Below are 14,060 nucleotides of genomic sequence, written 5' to 3' on the forward strand. Positions count from 1 at the left end.
CAGCTGCCGGAAATGCGGTTGCGCTATTCCAGCGCGCAGGACAGGAACAGCGCATACCGCGCCGCGTTCCCGGTGCCGAACGCAGGAGACCATATGGCGCACGCCAGCAACATCGTCCTTTGTGCCGGCCCCGACGCGCCCCACGCGCTCGACAATGTCCCGATCCAACCGCGCAACGGCGCGCTCGACGCCCTTTGCCCGATCTGCCGCGGCCATGGCCAGTGGAACGCGCAGATCGACCTCGTCACCTTCCGCTGCATCCGCGCGCTATGCGATCACTGCCACGGTTACGGCTGGGTCGAAACCGGCAGCGATCCGGTCGCGGTGCCCGACATCGTGATGGCCCCCGAAGGCTATCCGAAATGGATCGTCCGCTATCTCGACGCGGCCACCGTGCCGGGTAGCTGATCCCCCCCGGCCACCTGCGCCATGACCATCGCCCGCACATCGACCCGTGCCTTCAGCCGCGCCGCCAGCAACGCCGTCCCGCTGATCTTGCGCTGCACGAACAGCGTGTCGATCGACGGCAAATGCCAGCTCTCGCGATCGCGCACCATCTCGATCCCCTGATCGCGCAGCGCGCCAACGAACGCGCGGTCGCCGAAATCGAACGGTCCCGGCCGGTTCAGCTCCGTCAGCACCACGTCGATCATCGCATCGATCGTCGCGCGGTGCCGCACCACGATCGCCTCGCCCAGGAACCCGACCGACAGCGCCGCGTCGCGCACCGCATCGCGGTCGCCCGACAAGCCCGCTAGCAACAACCGGCGATACCCCGCCCCGACATCCGCCGGCACCGCCCGCGCCGCCCCGAAATCGAGCAGCACCAGGCGCCCGGCCTCCGTCTGCCAGCGGTAATTCGCGAAATTGGGGTCGGTCTGCATCAACCCCCATTCGAGCAACTCGCGCAGCACCAGTCCGATCAGCGCCTGCATCGCCTGGTCGCGCACCTCCTGCGATGCGGTCTCCAGCGTCTCGACCGCCACGCCCTCGACGAAATCCATCGCCAGCACGCGCGGCGTCGTCAGCTCCGGCACCAGCGCCGGAACCACCAGCCCCGGCGCATCGCCGACCAGATCGCGGTACCGCGCCAGCATCGCGCCCTCGCGGATATAGTCCGCCTCCTCGTGCAACTGGCGCTTTGCCTCGCCCAGCAGCCCGGCGATATCCAGTTCGCGCGGCAGCATCCCCGACACGCGGAGCAGCGTCGCGACATTGTCGACATCCGCGTCGATGCTGTCCTTCACGCCGGGATATTGCACCTTGATCGCCAGCGTCCGGCCATCGCGCATCCGTGCCTTGTGGACCTGCCCGATCGACGCCGCCGCGATCGGATGCGCCTGGAAATGCGCGAACTTGCGCCGCCAGTCCTTGCCCCATTCGGCGATCAGCACGCGGTCCAGCTGTTCCGGCGGCATGTGGTGCGCCCCGTCGCGCAGCTTCGCCAGGATCGCGGACAGTTCGGGCGGCAGCATGTCGCCCGAATCCATCGACACCATCTGCCCCAGCTTCATCGCCGCCCCGCGCAGGTGCGACAGCTGGTCGGCGACCTTCATCGCATTGGCCGGCGTCAGCAGCAGGTCGTTCATCTTCGGCCGCTCGCCATTGGCCAGCCGCCGCGCGCCCTCGGCCACCACATTGCCCGCCACGCCGCCCGCCATCCGCCCGAAAATGCCGAGCCGCGCCAGCCTCCCGCTCGGTACGGATCGTCCCTTGCTCGTGCGGTCGTCGGTCATGCTGATCCTGTCGGGGTCGTTAGGAACAGAAGATGGTGCGCCGCGCCATGCCGATCAATCGCCGGGCAAATCGTCCACCCCGGCGCCGTTTGCGCCACTCGACGGCCATGCTACCGACCGGGCATGTCGCACACCAAAGTCACAGAACTCGCCTACCAGGACGAAACGCTCGCCACGCTCGACCTGCCGAACGGCACGCTGCGCGTCACCCGCGGGCTCGGCTCCGGCCTCACCCGCCGCGCCGGCGACCCGCCCGGGATCGTCTGGGCGATCGGCGATCGCGGCCCGAACCTCAAGATGCCGCTCGCGATCGGCCGCTACGGCATGGACCTCGGCGCGCACGCCGACACGCCCGGTGCCAAGCTGATGCCCTGCCCCGAAATCGGCCCGGCGATCACCGAACTGCATGTCGGCGACACCCATGTCACCGTCCGCCGCACACTCCCGCTCCATGCCGCGGACGGCCGGACCTTGTCGGGCCTGCCACCCGCCGGCACCGATGCGCGCGATGCAGAACCGGCGATCGCCCCCGACGGTCGCCTCCTGCCGCCCGATCCCGGCGGCGCGGACACCGAATGCATCGCTGTCACGCCCGACGGCGGCTTCTGGGTGGGCGAGGAATATGGCCCCTCGCTGCTCCGGGTCGCCGCGGACGGCACGGTCCTCGCGCGCTGGGTCCCGGCCGGTACGGAGGCGCTGTTCGACGGGGCCGGCTACCCCATCGTCGGCGCATTGCCCGCGCTCGCTGCGCGCCGCCGGCTCAACCGCGGGTTCGAAGGGCTCGCCCTCTCGCCCGACGGCACGCGGCTCCACGTCGCGTTCCAGAGCCCGCTCGCCCACCCGAACGAGGACGCCGGCCGCCGCGCGCGCCACGTCCGGCTCTGGACGCTCGACACCAGCACCGGCGCGCTGCTCGCCGAACGGCTCTACCCGCTCGACCGCCCGCGCAGCTTCGACCGTGACCGCGCACAGGGCGACGTCGAGCGCGCCGATGTGAAGCTCTGCGACCTCGCGCTCGCCGACGACGGCCGGCTGATCGTGCTCGAACGCATCTCGGCCTCCGCCAAACTCTACGCGGTGATCTTGGACGACGACACGATCCTCGACCCAAGCTGGCACGACCCCGCCACAACGCCCACGCTCGAACAGCTCAGCGCCGACGACGCGCTCGACCTACCTGTGCTGGCCAAGACCCTGATCTTCTCCACCGACGACCATCCGGAGATCGGCGCGGACATCGAAGGGATCGCGCTCATCGACGCCCAAACGATCCTGCTCGTCAACGACAACGACTTCGGCGTCGAGGGTGCCCCCACCCGCTTCTGGCGGATCGAACTCTAACCCTCACCCGACCGCGCAGCACTTCTTCGACTTCCGCCCCGATCCGCACGGGCACGGATCGTTGCGCCCGACCTTGGCCGCCGGCACCTCCGCCGCGACGACCGCGGCCGGCGCCCCGTGCAACCGCCCGAGCAGCTCCACGATCCGCACCGGCGCCACATCGCACAGCGCGTTGATCGCCTCCCCATCCAGATCGCTCGCATCGCGCGCCACGTCGATCAACGTGCGCAACTCCGCCACCGCGGCACCGTCGTCGCCCGTCGCATCGTCCCAGCGCTCCGGCTGCTGCTCCATCCCGAAGGCGAACCCGTCGATCCAGATCTCCCACATCACCTCGCCGTTGCGCTCGTCGATGTCGAAGATCGGCTGCGGCTTGGCGCGGTCCAAGTCGCGCTCGATCTCGCGGTACCGCGCCAGCACCATCTCGCCGAACAGCCGCGCGTCGGTCGCATCCTCGAACGGCACCGCGTCGCCGGCCGCCCCATCCCAGATCGGCGGCATCCAGAGCGCGGGCGGCGGCGGCGCGGGGCACAGCGCGATCGCGGTCAAATACCCGTCCAGCTCGCTCAGCAGCATCGGGTCGTCCATCGGCAGGTCGGCGAGGATCCCGTCGAGCCGGCGGAAACGGGAGGGGAGACTGGGCATCGCTTGGCTAACCTGCTGGTTCGGGATCGCGCCGCTCTGGCCGGTTTCGGCTCAGTGCGCCACCGCCGGTCGCAATACCGGCCCGTCCGACGTCACGACCGAGATCGCCCAGAACAGGAACCCGCCCAGCGCCAGCGCCGCGCCGACCCACCCGGTCGACGTCCAGCCATAGCCGGCCGCGATCGCCATCCCGCCCAGCCACGGCCCCAGCGCATTGGCGGTATTGAACGCACTGTGGTTCAGCGCGGCGGCCAGCCCCTGCGCACCCTGCGCCACGTCCATCAACCGAGTCTGCAACACCGTGCCCAGCGCCCCGCCCAGCCCGACCGCGAACACAGCGATCAGGATCGACCAGAGGTGCCCCGTCGACACCGTATAAAGCGCCAGCGAAGCCGCACTCCACAGCAGCAGCAGCCCCGCAGTCGGCATCAGCGCCCGGTCCGCAAAGCGCGGGATCACCAGATTGCCCACCGTCATCCCCACGCCGAACACCGCCAGCACCACCGGGATCATCGTCGCCGACGCACCGGTCACCTCGGTCAGCGTGGAGGCCAGATAGGTGTAGACCGCGAACAGCCCGCCGAACCCGATCGCCCCGGTCGCCAGCGTCAGCCAGACCTGCCCGCGCTTCAGCGCCTGCAACTCGCCCATCGGGCTCGCCTCCGGATCGGCCGGCTGGCGCGGCACGAACGCCAGCACCATCGCGACCGTCGCCAGCGCCAGCACCGCGACCACCCCGAACCCCCAGCGCCAGCCGAGCGCCTGCCCCAGCCAGTTCGCGAACGGCACGCCGACGATCGTCGCGACGGTCAGGCCCAGCATGATCCGGCCCACCGCCTGCGTCCGCTTGTCCGCGGGGACGAGCGACGCCGCGACCAACGACGCGATCCCGAAATAGGCGCCGTGCGGCAACCCGGCCAGAAACCGGAACAGCAGCAGGCTGTGGAAGTTCGGCGCCAGCGCGCTCAGCCCGTTGCCCGCCGCGAACAGCGCCATCAGCACGACCAGCACGATCCGCCGGTCGAACCGCGCCGCCGCGACCGCCAGCAACGGCGCCCCCACCACCACGCCCAGCGCATAGGCACTGATCACATGCCCGGCGGTCGGCGCATCGATGTTCAGCCCACGCGCGAAGATCGGCAGCAGGCTCATCGTCGCGAACTCGGTCGTCCCGATCGCGAAGCCGCCCAGCGCCAGCGCGAAATGAACCAGGCCGACGGGATATCGGTGTGACGGTTGTGAAGCCATGGGAACCACTTCGATGTTGCAGTGCAGCAGCGACGCTATGTGGGATCGGATGGCCGCAGGGCAAGGATCCCCGCGTCGCGCGCCCCGAACCTACTGTGCCAGGCCGGGGCAGGACAAATCTACCAGCACCGCTGGTGCTTCCGGATCACGCGCACCGCGACGGACCGGGGTACAAGGGCGACTGACACAAATGAGGTGACCCCGTCATGAAGGACGAAGACTGCGACATGGCCATGGACGATGACGGCCAGGATGAAACCGCCTATCTCGAACAACGTGCGGCATGGCATCGTGATCGTGCAAGCGAGGCGCGAGAGGATAGTACGCGGGCACTGCACGAAAAGTTTTCGCGGATGTACGATGCGCGTATTCAGTCCCGTACTAGTACGTTTGACCTATAAATCGACGCATAAATACCAGGAACATCGGAACCCGGACATGCTTTATGCTCCCGGCTTCGTCGCGACATCGCGGTCGAAGGAGTTTGGAGCACAGCATGAAGCGCATCATCGGTATCGCGGCCCCCCTGGCCGCCCTTGCGGCGCTCGCCGGCTGCGCGGCCCCCGCCACGCGCATCTCGACCGGGCTGCAGCGTTACGGGCTGGACGCGACCCGTGCCGATTGCGTCGGGCAACGGCTGCAGTCGAACCTGTCGCTCGGCCAGCTCCAGCGGCTCGGCAAGGCCGCCGCTGCCTACAAGCAGGGTGACACCACCCCCGGCGTGCTGACCCCGTCGGATCTGATCCGCGTCGGCACCGAACTGCGCGATCCGGCCATCGCGCTCGAGGTCGGCAAGGCCGCGGCCGGCTGCGGCGTCGTTCTCTGACGCACCGGCCCCATCCCAATTCAAACGAAGGAAGCAGGACGTGAACAAGGACGAGATTCAGGGCGGCGCCCGCTACATCGGCGGTAAAGTCGAAAAGGCAGTGGGTGACACCGTTTCCAGCCGCGATTGGCAGGTCGACGGCGTCGTCGATCAGGTCGCCGGCGGCGCGCAGAACCTCTACGGTCGTGCGAAATCCGCGATCGAGGACGCCGTCGACGGCGCACCCGAACTGGCCGACCGGATCGGCGACGATGCCCGCGACGCGGCCGACCGCGCCGCCGAACTCGCCCGCCGCGGCGCGCGCTCGGTCGAGGCATCGGCCGAGGACGCACCGTTCCTTTGGGCACTGGGCGCCGCGGCGATCGGCTACGGCCTCGCCTGGCTGCTCCACGGCCGGCACGACTGATCCGGTGAGCGCGGTCCCCGCCCTGAAATCGCTCCGCGACTCCGCCGATCTGCGCCACTTGCGCCAGATCATCGCGGGGCTCGACGAAGGCGTCATCCTGGTCGATCCCGACCAGTCGATCCTGTGGGCGAACAACGCCGCACTGGGGATGCACGGCGTCGAATCCGTCGATGATCTCGGCGCGACCGTCGACGATTATCGCCAGCGGTTCCAGCTGCGATACCGCAACAACCACCGGCTCGACGGCGCCGACTACCCCATCGAGCGCGTCGTGTCGGGCGAGGCCTTCTCGCAGGTCGTGGTCGAGGTCGCCGTGGCGGGCGAGAACGAACCGCGCTGGGTCCACCAGGTGCGCAGCCTCGTCTTGACCGACGACGCGGACGAACCGGAATGCCTGGTGCTGGTCATCCAGGACGTGTCGGCACAGTTCGAGGCGGAGGACCGTTTCGAACAGTCGTTCAACGCCAATCCGGCCCCCGCCGTCATCTGCCGCCTGTCGGACCTGCGGTTCGTCAAGGTCAACCAGGGTTTCCTGGACATGACCGGTCACGACAAGGACGCCGTCCTGTCGCGCACCGTCTACGACATCGACGTCATGGCGAACGCCGACAAGCGTGATCTCGGCAAGCAACGCCTGTCCGAAGGGCGCACCATCCCGCAGATGGAGGCCGAGATCGACCTGCCCGAGGGCGGTACGAAGCTTGTCATCGTCGCCGGACAGCCGATCGACCTTGGCGACCAGCCCTGCATGCTCTTCACCTTCGCGGACCTCGAACCACGGCGGAAGGCGGAGGCGGCGTTGCGCCACAGCGAGGAACGCTTCACGCGTACCTTCTCGCTTGCCCCCGTGGCGCTGGCGATCGGCGCGCTCGACGGCCACCGGCTGTGTGACGTGAACGAGGCTTTCACCACCCTCACCGGCTATACGCCCGCGGAGATCATCGGCCGCCCGCTGGGGCAGGTCGATCTGTGGGAAACACCCGCGCTGCGTCACGCGATCGAGGCGGACATCAGCGCCGGCCGCGCGATCCGCGACCGCGAGGTTCGCGTGCGCCCCAAGGACGGCGACATCATCGACTGCATCGTGTCGACCGAACCGATCCAGCTCGGCAACGACGCCTGCGTCCTGTGGGCGATGCGCGACATCAGCACGCGCAAGGCTTCCGAGCGCGAACTGGTCGGCGCGATCGACGCGGTGATGAAGGATACCAGCTGGCTCAGCCGCTCGATCATGGAAAAGCTCGCCCGCATCCGCGCGCCACAGTCGGAACCGACCGGCGTGGGGCTCGACGAGCTGACGCCGCGCGAACGCGAGGTGCTGGCGCTCATCTGCCGCGGGCTGGACGACAAGTCGATCGCCCGCACGCTCGGCGTTTCCGGCAACACCGTGCGCAACCATGTCGCGCGGATCTATTCCAAGATAGGCGTCAACCGTCGCAACGCCGCCGCCGCCTGGGCGCGCGCGCGTGGTTTCGACGGGGATTCGCTGCTCGCGCAACGCGCCGCCGCCCCCGCCGCCGCCCCGCGGCAGACCGCGGCATGACCCGCGCGAAGGACGTTCCGCCCGCCGCAAAGGCGCGCGCGGACGAAGGTCGGACGCGGCAGGCCAAGGGCTCGGTGCAGGAGGCGATCGGCAAGATCATCGGCGATGCCGTGGTCGAGCAGCACGGCGAGCGCGAGCGCAAGGCCGGCGCGAAGCAGGCCGATCCGAAACACCCACCCGAACGGGACGACGCCGAGTGACATCGTCACGCGCCGCCCGACGGACATCGTTAAACAGGAGACTATCATGAGCATCACCACCGAACCCGGCTACGCGCCCGTCCACGAAGGACGTCTTCCCAAATCCCCCGCCCGCATTTCGTGGGGCGCCATCTTCGCCGGTGTCGTGCTCGCCATCGCGGTTCAGCTCGTGCTCGGCATCCTCGGCACCGGCATCGGCATGACGCTCGTCGATCCGGTCGAGGGCACGACCCCCGGCGCGGCCGGTTTCGGCATCGGTGCGGGCATCTACTGGCTGATCACGACTGTCGTCGCGCTCGGCGTGGGCGGTTATGCAGCATCGCGCCTCGCTGGCGCGCATGACCGGTTCGACGGCCTCGTCCACGGCCTGGTTGTCTGGGGCGTCACGCTCATCCTGACGCTGTACCTGCTGACCTCCGCGGTCGGCGGCATCATCGGCGGTGCATTCCGCACCGTCGGTTCGGTCGCATCGGCCGCCGGCACCGGCATCAGCGCCGCCGCGCCGAAGGTCGCCAACGTCGCCGACATCGACGTCACCGACGTGCGCGCCGAAGCGTCGCAGTATCTGTCCGACGCCCCGTCCGACCCGGCCCTGATGACGCCGGAGCAGGCGCAGAAGGAAATCGCCAAGGAACTGCCGGCGCTCGCCCGTGGCGGTCAGGACGGCGTGCAGGCCGAAGGCCGGATCGTCGACATCGTCGCCGCCCAGCGCAAGATCAGCCGTCCGGAGGCGCAGGCCCAGGTGACGCGCGCCAAGGCACAGTTCGTCCAGACGAAGAACCAGGCGATCGCAACCGCCAAGTCGACCGCCGACAAGGCCGCAGGGGCCGCTGCCGGTACCTCGTTCATGGTCGTGTTCGCATTGCTGGTCGGTGCCGCCGCTGCAGGGGCCGGCGCCATTGCCGCCACCCGCCGCCGCCGCGTCTGACCTGACGGGGGACGCCGCCTGAACAGCGCGGCGTCCCCAAAGAACAGACTCAACCAGAACCGTTCCCCGGCGCAGGCCGGGGCCTAGACGCAAGGTTGCATCTAGGCCCCGGCCTGCGCCGGGGAACGGTCATTCGGGGAAACATCCCTAGCGCCGGCAATCGTCATGATCCTCATCAAGACCCGGCCCGAAGCCGGCGCTTTCCGCCATGTCCGACGTTCCAGATCGCCGACCTAACCGGCGCCTGAAAGGACGAACACCATGGCTGTGAAGTTTGCAGGAACGATGAACGCGATCAACCGCGGCCTCGACGGCACGAAACCCGCCAAGGGCGCGACGATGATCGAGGATTGGGAAGCGGCCCTCGCCGAAATCGACACCGTCGGTGCAAAGGGCATCCTTCGCGACCTCGGTTCGCTGCGCAAGCAGCTCGAGCGTGACGAGCCCGACGCCGACCGCGTGCACGCGCTGATCCACCGTCTCGGCGTCGCCACGACGAAGATCGCCGACAAGGCCGACGGTTCGCAGGAAAAGCTGAAGGCACTGGGCGAAGCGCTGACCGAAGCGGGCGAAGATCAGCCCGACGAGGAAGAGGACACGGTGGCGGCCGCCGCACCGAAGCGGGCCCGCAAGAAGGCCTGACGCAGACGGGGCGGGTGCGTTTGCATCCGCCCCGACACGCTTGTTACGCCGCCTTCGGCTTCAGATAGCCGTGCATCCCCAGCCAGCGCGAGAAATCGCCGAACCAGCCGGTGCTGGTCGTCGCCTTCTGGTACATGCCGAACCCGTGACCACCCTGTTCATACAGGTGGAACTCCACCGGCCGCTTCGCCGCGGTCCAGCTTTCGATCAGCCCGAACCCGCCATTGGCGAAGAACGGATCGTCCGCCGCCAGCGCCACGAACAACGGCGGCGCACCGGCCGGCACCTTCACCGCGGCCAGCGGGCCGTAGATCAGCCCCATGAACGCCGGCTTCGCATCCTGCCCCGCAAGCTCGGTCGCCAGCGTCAGCATCGCGCCCGCGGAGAACCCGACCATCCCGATCCGGTCCGGATCGATCTTCCACCCCGCGGCGCGCGACCGCACCAGTGCGAACGCCGCCCGCGAATCGGCGATCTGCGGCGCGATCCCGGCGATCTGCGCCTCCGGTGTCGGTCGCGCCGGCCGCGCGACGGCGGAGAACATCGCGCTCATCGACTTCTCGAACCCCGGCATGTCGGCCGGCGTCTGGTTGAGCCGATACTTGAGCACGAACGCCGCGACCCCCTGCGCCGCCAGCGCGCGCGCGACATCCCAGCCCTCATTCTCCATCGACAGCGTGCGGAACCCGCCGCCCGGCGCCACGATCACCGCCGCCCCGGTCGCCTTCGCCGGATCGGGCAGGAACGGCGTCAGCGTCGCGGTCGTCACATTGCGCGCGAACACGCTGTTATACTGGCTGTGCCACGACTCCGGCGCCTTCGCGCCGGGCAGCGGACCGGTGTTCAGCGTGATCGCATCCGGCTGCGCCGGGATCGCGATCGGCACCATCTTGTCACTGGGCGCCTGCGCCTGCGCCTGCGCGGGCCCCGCCGCGACACACGTCGCCGCCAGCGCCATCATCGCCGGCCGCAACCACGCGCGCCCTGCCCTCGTCTTGCTCGTCGTCATCATCGTCTCTCCCGTTTTTGTTGTCGTTGATCGAAGCGCTCTTACGGCGCCGTCACGCCCGCATCGGTCTGCGCCACCGGCCGCATCGTCCCGTCGGGATTATAGTGCAGCCGCTCCACCGTCACCGCGCGCCGGCCGATCGCCCCGCTCATGTCGCCGATCGCCAGCGTCGCATTGTGCAGGAACAGGTAGGACTGCCCCTTATAGTCCACGATGCCGGGATGGATGGTGAAGCTGTACTTGCCCGATCCGGTCAGCTCGCCGCGATACGTCCACGGCCCGCGCGGGCTCGCCGCGGTCGCATAGGACACGCGTTCGTCGCGGTGCTTCGACCGGTCGAGCGAGGCATAGGTCAGGTACCAGAGCGCGCCACGCTTGTGCAGCCACGGCCCCTCCTCGAAATGCGGCGGCGTGATCTCGGTGATCGGCCCGTCGATCTCGATCATGTTGGGCTTCAGCTTGGCGATATACGCCTGCCGGTTCCCCCACGCGATCCAGGTCGTGCCCGCCTCGTCGGTGTACACGGTCGGATCGATATCCTCCCAGCTGTGCGTGCCCTTGGGCGTCATCTGGTTGGTGACCAGCGCGGAACCCTTCGCATCGACGAACGGGCCGGTCGGCGTGTCCGCCACCGCCACCGCGATCGCCTTACCCGGATGCGTCGCGTCATGTTCGACCGCGGCGTAGAACCAGTATTTGCCGTTCTTCGCGATCGTCTGCGCCGCCCAGGCATCCGCCTTGGCCCAGCGGAAATCGGCCACCTTCATGATCGGCCCGTGATCCTGCCAGTGCCTCATGTCGGTGGTCGAATAGACCAGCCATTCGCGCATGTTGAACATCTCGTCGCGCTGCGCCTGGTCGTGCCCGACATACAGATACAGCCGGTCACCGACGACCAGCGGCGCGGGGTCGGCGGTGAACTTGTCGCGGATGATGGGGTTCGATCCCGGCACCGCGCGCGCCGCGACCGAACCGGTCTGGCCGAACGCCGCCGCCGCCATGCCCGCCGCGCACAAAACGGCCGCCAACCTGCCTCCAGCGTATCGCACGCACCCTCTCCACTCATTCTCTGCCCGGAGTAAAGCATAGTATCGAGGGGCCGTCATCAGCGACAATCCCCTTTTCCCGCCCGCGCGGGATGGCGTAGGCAAAGGAATGTCAGACACTTCGCCTCCGGCGTCCCCCACGCGATCGACCGGCCGCCCCACCATCCGCGACGTCTCGCGCCTCGCCGGCGTCTCGTTCAAGACCGTCTCGCGCGTCATCAACGACCAGCAATATGTCAGCGCGGAAAAACGCGAACGCGTGCTGGCCGTCATGGCGGAGATCGGGTTCCAGCCGAGCCAGGCCGCGCGCGCGCTCGCCGGCCACCGCTCGCACCAGATCGCGCTGATCTGCGACAATCCGAACCCGTGGTATGTGTACGAGGTGCAGGCCGGCGTCCGCGAACGCTGCGGGCGCGACAATGTCCGCATGATCGCGCAACCCTATGACCGCGCCGCGCCCGCCTTGCTCGACGCCATCGTCGCGCTGATTGATCAGGCGCATCCCGACGGCCTCGTCCTCGCCCCGCCCGCCTGCGACGATGCGCGCGTCATCGCCGAACTCGAACGGCGCCGGATCCCGTTCGTCCGCCTGCAACCCGGCGGGCCGATCGACGGCGTCCCCGCCACATCGATCGACAACGATCAGGCCGCGTTCGACATGACGTCGCATCTCCTCGGCCTCGGCCACACGCGCATCGGCTTCGTCGTCGGCGACCGCAGCTATGCCTCGTCGGACCAGCGGCTCTCGGGCCACCTCCGCGCGCTCGGCCAGGCGGGCATCGCACCCGACCCGGATCTCGTCCGCCAGGGCATGTTCGATTTCGCATCCGGAAAAGCCGCCGCCGACGCGATGCTCGATCTGCCGCATCCGCCCACCGCGATCTTCGCGGCCAGCGACGACATCGCCGCCGGCGTGCTCGTCGCCGCGCATCGCCGCGGCATCGCGGTGCCCGCCATGCTGTCGGTCGCCGGGTTCGACGACGCGCCGCTCGCGCAGGTCGTCTGGCCGCCGCTCACCACGATCCGCCAGCCGGTCCGCGACCTCGCCATCGCCGCGGCCGACCTGCTGCTCGCCCCCGGCGACACCGTCGAACGACGGCTGGACCACAACCTGATCGTCCGCGAATCGACCGCCCCGCCACCCGCGGCTTGACCGCAGCATGGGGTTAGGACACCGTTGTCCTAAACAAGAAGGAGATGTGGGGATGGAGCAGCCCGTTAACGGCCGACGCTGGGCGATCGTGGTCCTCGCCTTCACCGCGATCATGCTGAACTATGTCGATCGCCAGGTCATCGCGCTGCTCAAACCAATGCTGCAGGACGAATATGGCTGGTCCGATCGCGACTACAGCCACATGGCCTCCGCGTTCCAGTTCTGTGCCGCCGTCTCGTTCCTCGGCACCGGCTGGTTCATCGACCGCATCGGCCTGCGCCGCGGCTTCGCGATCGGCGTCGCGGCGTGGAGCCTCGCCGGCATGGCGCACGCGTTCGTCTCCACCGTGTCGGGCTTTATCGGCGTCCGCGCGCTACTCGGTGCCGCCGAATCGATCGGCACGCCGGCGCAGGTCAAGACCGCCGCGACCTACTTTCCCCCCGAACAACGCTCGCTCATGCTCGGCATCGGCAACATGGCGTCCAATTTCGGCGCGGTCGCCGCCCCGCTGGCCATCCCGCCGCTCGCCCTCTGGCTCGGCTGGCGCGCCGCCTTCCTCATCACCGGCGGGCTCGGCCTGGTCTGGGTCGTCGTCTGGCTGCTCGTCACGCCGCGCACCGCCCGCACCCCCGACGGCGCCGTTGTCGACGCCCCCGCCGACGCTGTCCCGTGGGGCCGCATGCTGCGCGACCGACGGCAATGGGCGATCGTCGCGGCCAAGGCGCTGAGCGATCAGTGCTGGTGGTTCCTGCTGTTCTTCATGCCCGACCTGTTCCACCGCATGTTCGGCCTGTCGCAGGGCCAGCTGGGCCTGCCGATCGCGTTCATCTATTTCCTGGCGGCGCTCGGCTCGCTCAGCGGCGGGCTGCTGCCGACCTGGCTGCTGCGTCGCGGCGTCCCGATGAACCGCGCGCGAAAGGGATCGATGCTGCTCTATGCGATCCTGATCCTGCCCGTCCCCGCCGTGCTGCTGACCGCCGACGCCTGGGTCGCCGCCGGCTTGCTCGGCCTCGGCCTGTTCGCGCATCAGGGATTCTCGACCAACGTGTTCGGCATGACGGCGGACATCTTCCCCGCCCGCATGATTGGCACCGCGATCGGCATCGGCGCGTTCGCCGGCAATCTCAGCGGCATGGCGATGATCGAGGCGGCCGGCTTCTCGCTCGACAACGGCTATGGTTACGGCCCGCTGCTCATGGTGTGCGGCGGCTCCTATCTGGTCGCGCTGCTGCTGGTCCACCTGCTCGTGCCGCGGCTCACGCTCGCCGAACCGGGCAGCTTCCGCACCGTGCCGACCGGCCACTGACGCAAAAAGGGCGGCCCCGGATCGCTCCGGG

16 protein-coding genes are annotated in these 14,060 nt (G+C 69.0%); 11 read left to right on the forward strand and 5 right to left on the reverse strand.

Going from position 1 to position 14,060, the window contains the following annotated elements:
- Window positions 1-12: 12 nt before the first annotated feature.
- Window positions 13-408 carry a hypothetical protein gene (locus tag ACFSGX_RS13015; RefSeq protein WP_380930506.1) on the forward strand — a complete coding sequence of 132 codons (396 nt, stop codon included), beginning with the start codon at window positions 13-15 and terminating at the stop codon, window positions 406-408.
- Here ACFSGX_RS13015 and ACFSGX_RS13020 read toward each other — a convergent pair.
- Window positions 375-1,736, reverse strand: a complete 1,362-nt coding sequence (locus ACFSGX_RS13020; protein WP_380930508.1) for an ABC1 kinase family protein — start codon at window positions 1,734-1,736, stop codon at window positions 375-377. The genes ACFSGX_RS13015 and ACFSGX_RS13020 overlap by 34 nt on opposite strands.
- A 123-nt stretch (window positions 1,737-1,859) precedes the next feature.
- Between ACFSGX_RS13020 and ACFSGX_RS13025 the strand changes: the two genes are divergently transcribed.
- Complete coding sequence (locus tag ACFSGX_RS13025; protein WP_380930510.1) at window positions 1,860-3,077, forward strand: esterase-like activity of phytase family protein; 1,218 nt, start codon at window positions 1,860-1,862, stop codon at window positions 3,075-3,077.
- A gap of 3 nt (window positions 3,078-3,080) precedes the next feature.
- On the opposite strand, the gene ACFSGX_RS13030 is transcribed toward ACFSGX_RS13025, so the two are convergent.
- Together ACFSGX_RS13030 and ACFSGX_RS13035 are read right to left on the reverse strand one after the other, a co-directional pair.
- Window positions 3,081-3,722, reverse strand: a complete 642-nt coding sequence (locus ACFSGX_RS13030) for a UPF0149 family protein (RefSeq protein ID WP_380930512.1) — start codon at window positions 3,720-3,722, stop codon at window positions 3,081-3,083.
- Between the two features lie 51 nt (window positions 3,723-3,773).
- On the reverse strand, window positions 3,774-4,970 hold the full coding sequence (locus ACFSGX_RS13035) for an MFS transporter (RefSeq protein ID WP_380930514.1): 1,197 nt from the start codon (window positions 4,968-4,970) through the stop codon (window positions 3,774-3,776).
- Between the two features lie 206 nt (window positions 4,971-5,176).
- Between ACFSGX_RS13035 and ACFSGX_RS13040 the strand changes: the two genes are divergently transcribed.
- The 7 genes from ACFSGX_RS13040 (at window position 5,177) to ACFSGX_RS13070 (ending at window position 9,515) form a co-directional block, all read left to right on the forward strand.
- Window positions 5,177-5,371: a hypothetical protein gene (locus ACFSGX_RS13040; RefSeq protein ID WP_380930516.1), complete on the forward strand. Its 195-nt coding sequence runs from the start codon at window positions 5,177-5,179 to the stop codon at window positions 5,369-5,371.
- 95 nt (window positions 5,372-5,466) lie between these two features.
- Entirely contained in the window at window positions 5,467-5,796 is a 330-nt protein-coding gene (locus ACFSGX_RS13045) for a hypothetical protein (protein ID WP_380930517.1), read from the forward strand.
- Between the two features lie 40 nt (window positions 5,797-5,836).
- The gene (locus ACFSGX_RS13050; protein ID WP_380930519.1) at window positions 5,837-6,202 is read left to right on the forward strand and encodes a CsbD family protein; all 366 of its coding nucleotides are present in this window, start codon (window positions 5,837-5,839) and stop codon (window positions 6,200-6,202) included.
- A 4-nt stretch (window positions 6,203-6,206) separates the two neighbouring features.
- Window positions 6,207-7,745 carry a PAS domain S-box protein gene (locus tag ACFSGX_RS13055; protein WP_380930521.1) on the forward strand — a complete coding sequence of 513 codons (1,539 nt, stop codon included), beginning with the start codon at window positions 6,207-6,209 and terminating at the stop codon, window positions 7,743-7,745.
- Window positions 7,742-7,945, forward strand: coding sequence for a hypothetical protein (locus ACFSGX_RS13060; RefSeq protein WP_380930523.1), 204 nt, complete (start codon window positions 7,742-7,744; stop codon window positions 7,943-7,945). Before ACFSGX_RS13055 ends, ACFSGX_RS13060 begins: the two co-directional genes overlap by 4 nt.
- Before the next feature lie 46 nt (window positions 7,946-7,991).
- Window positions 7,992-8,873 (forward strand): ATP synthase subunit B family protein, encoded by an 882-nt coding sequence (locus ACFSGX_RS13065; RefSeq protein WP_380930524.1) that lies wholly within the window; start codon window positions 7,992-7,994, stop codon window positions 8,871-8,873.
- 285 nt (window positions 8,874-9,158) lie between these two features.
- Window positions 9,159-9,515 (forward strand): hypothetical protein, encoded by a 357-nt coding sequence (locus ACFSGX_RS13070; protein ID WP_380930526.1) that lies wholly within the window; start codon window positions 9,159-9,161, stop codon window positions 9,513-9,515.
- Window positions 9,516-9,558: 43 nt separating this feature from the next.
- Here ACFSGX_RS13070 and ACFSGX_RS13075 read toward each other — a convergent pair whose 3' ends face one another.
- Entirely contained in the window at window positions 9,559-10,527 is a 969-nt protein-coding gene (locus ACFSGX_RS13075) for an alpha/beta hydrolase (RefSeq protein ID WP_380930528.1), read from the reverse strand.
- Between the two features lie 38 nt (window positions 10,528-10,565).
- Window positions 10,566-11,552, reverse strand: a complete 987-nt coding sequence (locus ACFSGX_RS13080; protein WP_380930530.1) for a glycoside hydrolase family 43 protein — start codon at window positions 11,550-11,552, stop codon at window positions 10,566-10,568.
- A 127-nt stretch (window positions 11,553-11,679) separates the two neighbouring features.
- On the opposite strand from ACFSGX_RS13080, the gene ACFSGX_RS13085 reads away from it, so the two are divergent.
- Both ACFSGX_RS13085 and ACFSGX_RS13090 read left to right on the forward strand, forming a co-directional pair.
- Entirely contained in the window at window positions 11,680-12,723 is a 1,044-nt protein-coding gene (locus tag ACFSGX_RS13085) for a LacI family DNA-binding transcriptional regulator (RefSeq protein WP_380930532.1), read from the forward strand.
- A 52-nt stretch (window positions 12,724-12,775) separates the two neighbouring features.
- A complete protein-coding gene (locus ACFSGX_RS13090; RefSeq protein ID WP_380930534.1) occupies window positions 12,776-14,029 on the forward strand; it encodes an MFS transporter in 1,254 nt (417 codons plus the stop codon).
- Window positions 14,030-14,060 lie beyond the last annotated feature (31 nt).

The sequence above is a fragment of the Sphingomonas arantia genome (genome assembly GCF_042682045.1).
In the GTDB taxonomy this organism is placed as follows: Bacteria; Pseudomonadota; Alphaproteobacteria; order Sphingomonadales; family Sphingomonadaceae; genus Sphingomonas_R; species Sphingomonas_R arantia.

Coding starts and splice junctions, on each gene's coding strand:
- ACFSGX_RS13015 (WP_380930506.1), top strand. CDS start 13: ATGCGGTTGCGCTATTCCAGCGCGCAGGACAGGAACAGCGCATACCGC.
- ACFSGX_RS13020 (WP_380930508.1), bottom strand. CDS start 1,736: ATGACCGACGACCGCACGAGCAAGGGACGATCCGTACCGAGCGGGAGG.
- ACFSGX_RS13025 (WP_380930510.1), top strand. CDS start 1,860: ATGTCGCACACCAAAGTCACAGAACTCGCCTACCAGGACGAAACGCTC.
- ACFSGX_RS13030 (WP_380930512.1), bottom strand. CDS start 3,722: ATGCCCAGTCTCCCCTCCCGTTTCCGCCGGCTCGACGGGATCCTCGCC.
- ACFSGX_RS13035 (WP_380930514.1), bottom strand. CDS start 4,970: ATGGCTTCACAACCGTCACACCGATATCCCGTCGGCCTGGTTCATTTC.
- ACFSGX_RS13040 (WP_380930516.1), top strand. CDS start 5,177: ATGAAGGACGAAGACTGCGACATGGCCATGGACGATGACGGCCAGGAT.
- ACFSGX_RS13045 (WP_380930517.1), top strand. CDS start 5,467: ATGAAGCGCATCATCGGTATCGCGGCCCCCCTGGCCGCCCTTGCGGCG.
- ACFSGX_RS13060 (WP_380930523.1), top strand. CDS start 7,742: ATGACCCGCGCGAAGGACGTTCCGCCCGCCGCAAAGGCGCGCGCGGAC.
- ACFSGX_RS13065 (WP_380930524.1), top strand. CDS start 7,992: ATGAGCATCACCACCGAACCCGGCTACGCGCCCGTCCACGAAGGACGT.
- ACFSGX_RS13070 (WP_380930526.1), top strand. CDS start 9,159: ATGAACGCGATCAACCGCGGCCTCGACGGCACGAAACCCGCCAAGGGC.
- ACFSGX_RS13075 (WP_380930528.1), bottom strand. CDS start 10,527: ATGATGACGACGAGCAAGACGAGGGCAGGGCGCGCGTGGTTGCGGCCG.
- ACFSGX_RS13085 (WP_380930532.1), top strand. CDS start 11,680: ATGTCAGACACTTCGCCTCCGGCGTCCCCCACGCGATCGACCGGCCGC.
- ACFSGX_RS13090 (WP_380930534.1), top strand. CDS start 12,776: ATGGAGCAGCCCGTTAACGGCCGACGCTGGGCGATCGTGGTCCTCGCC.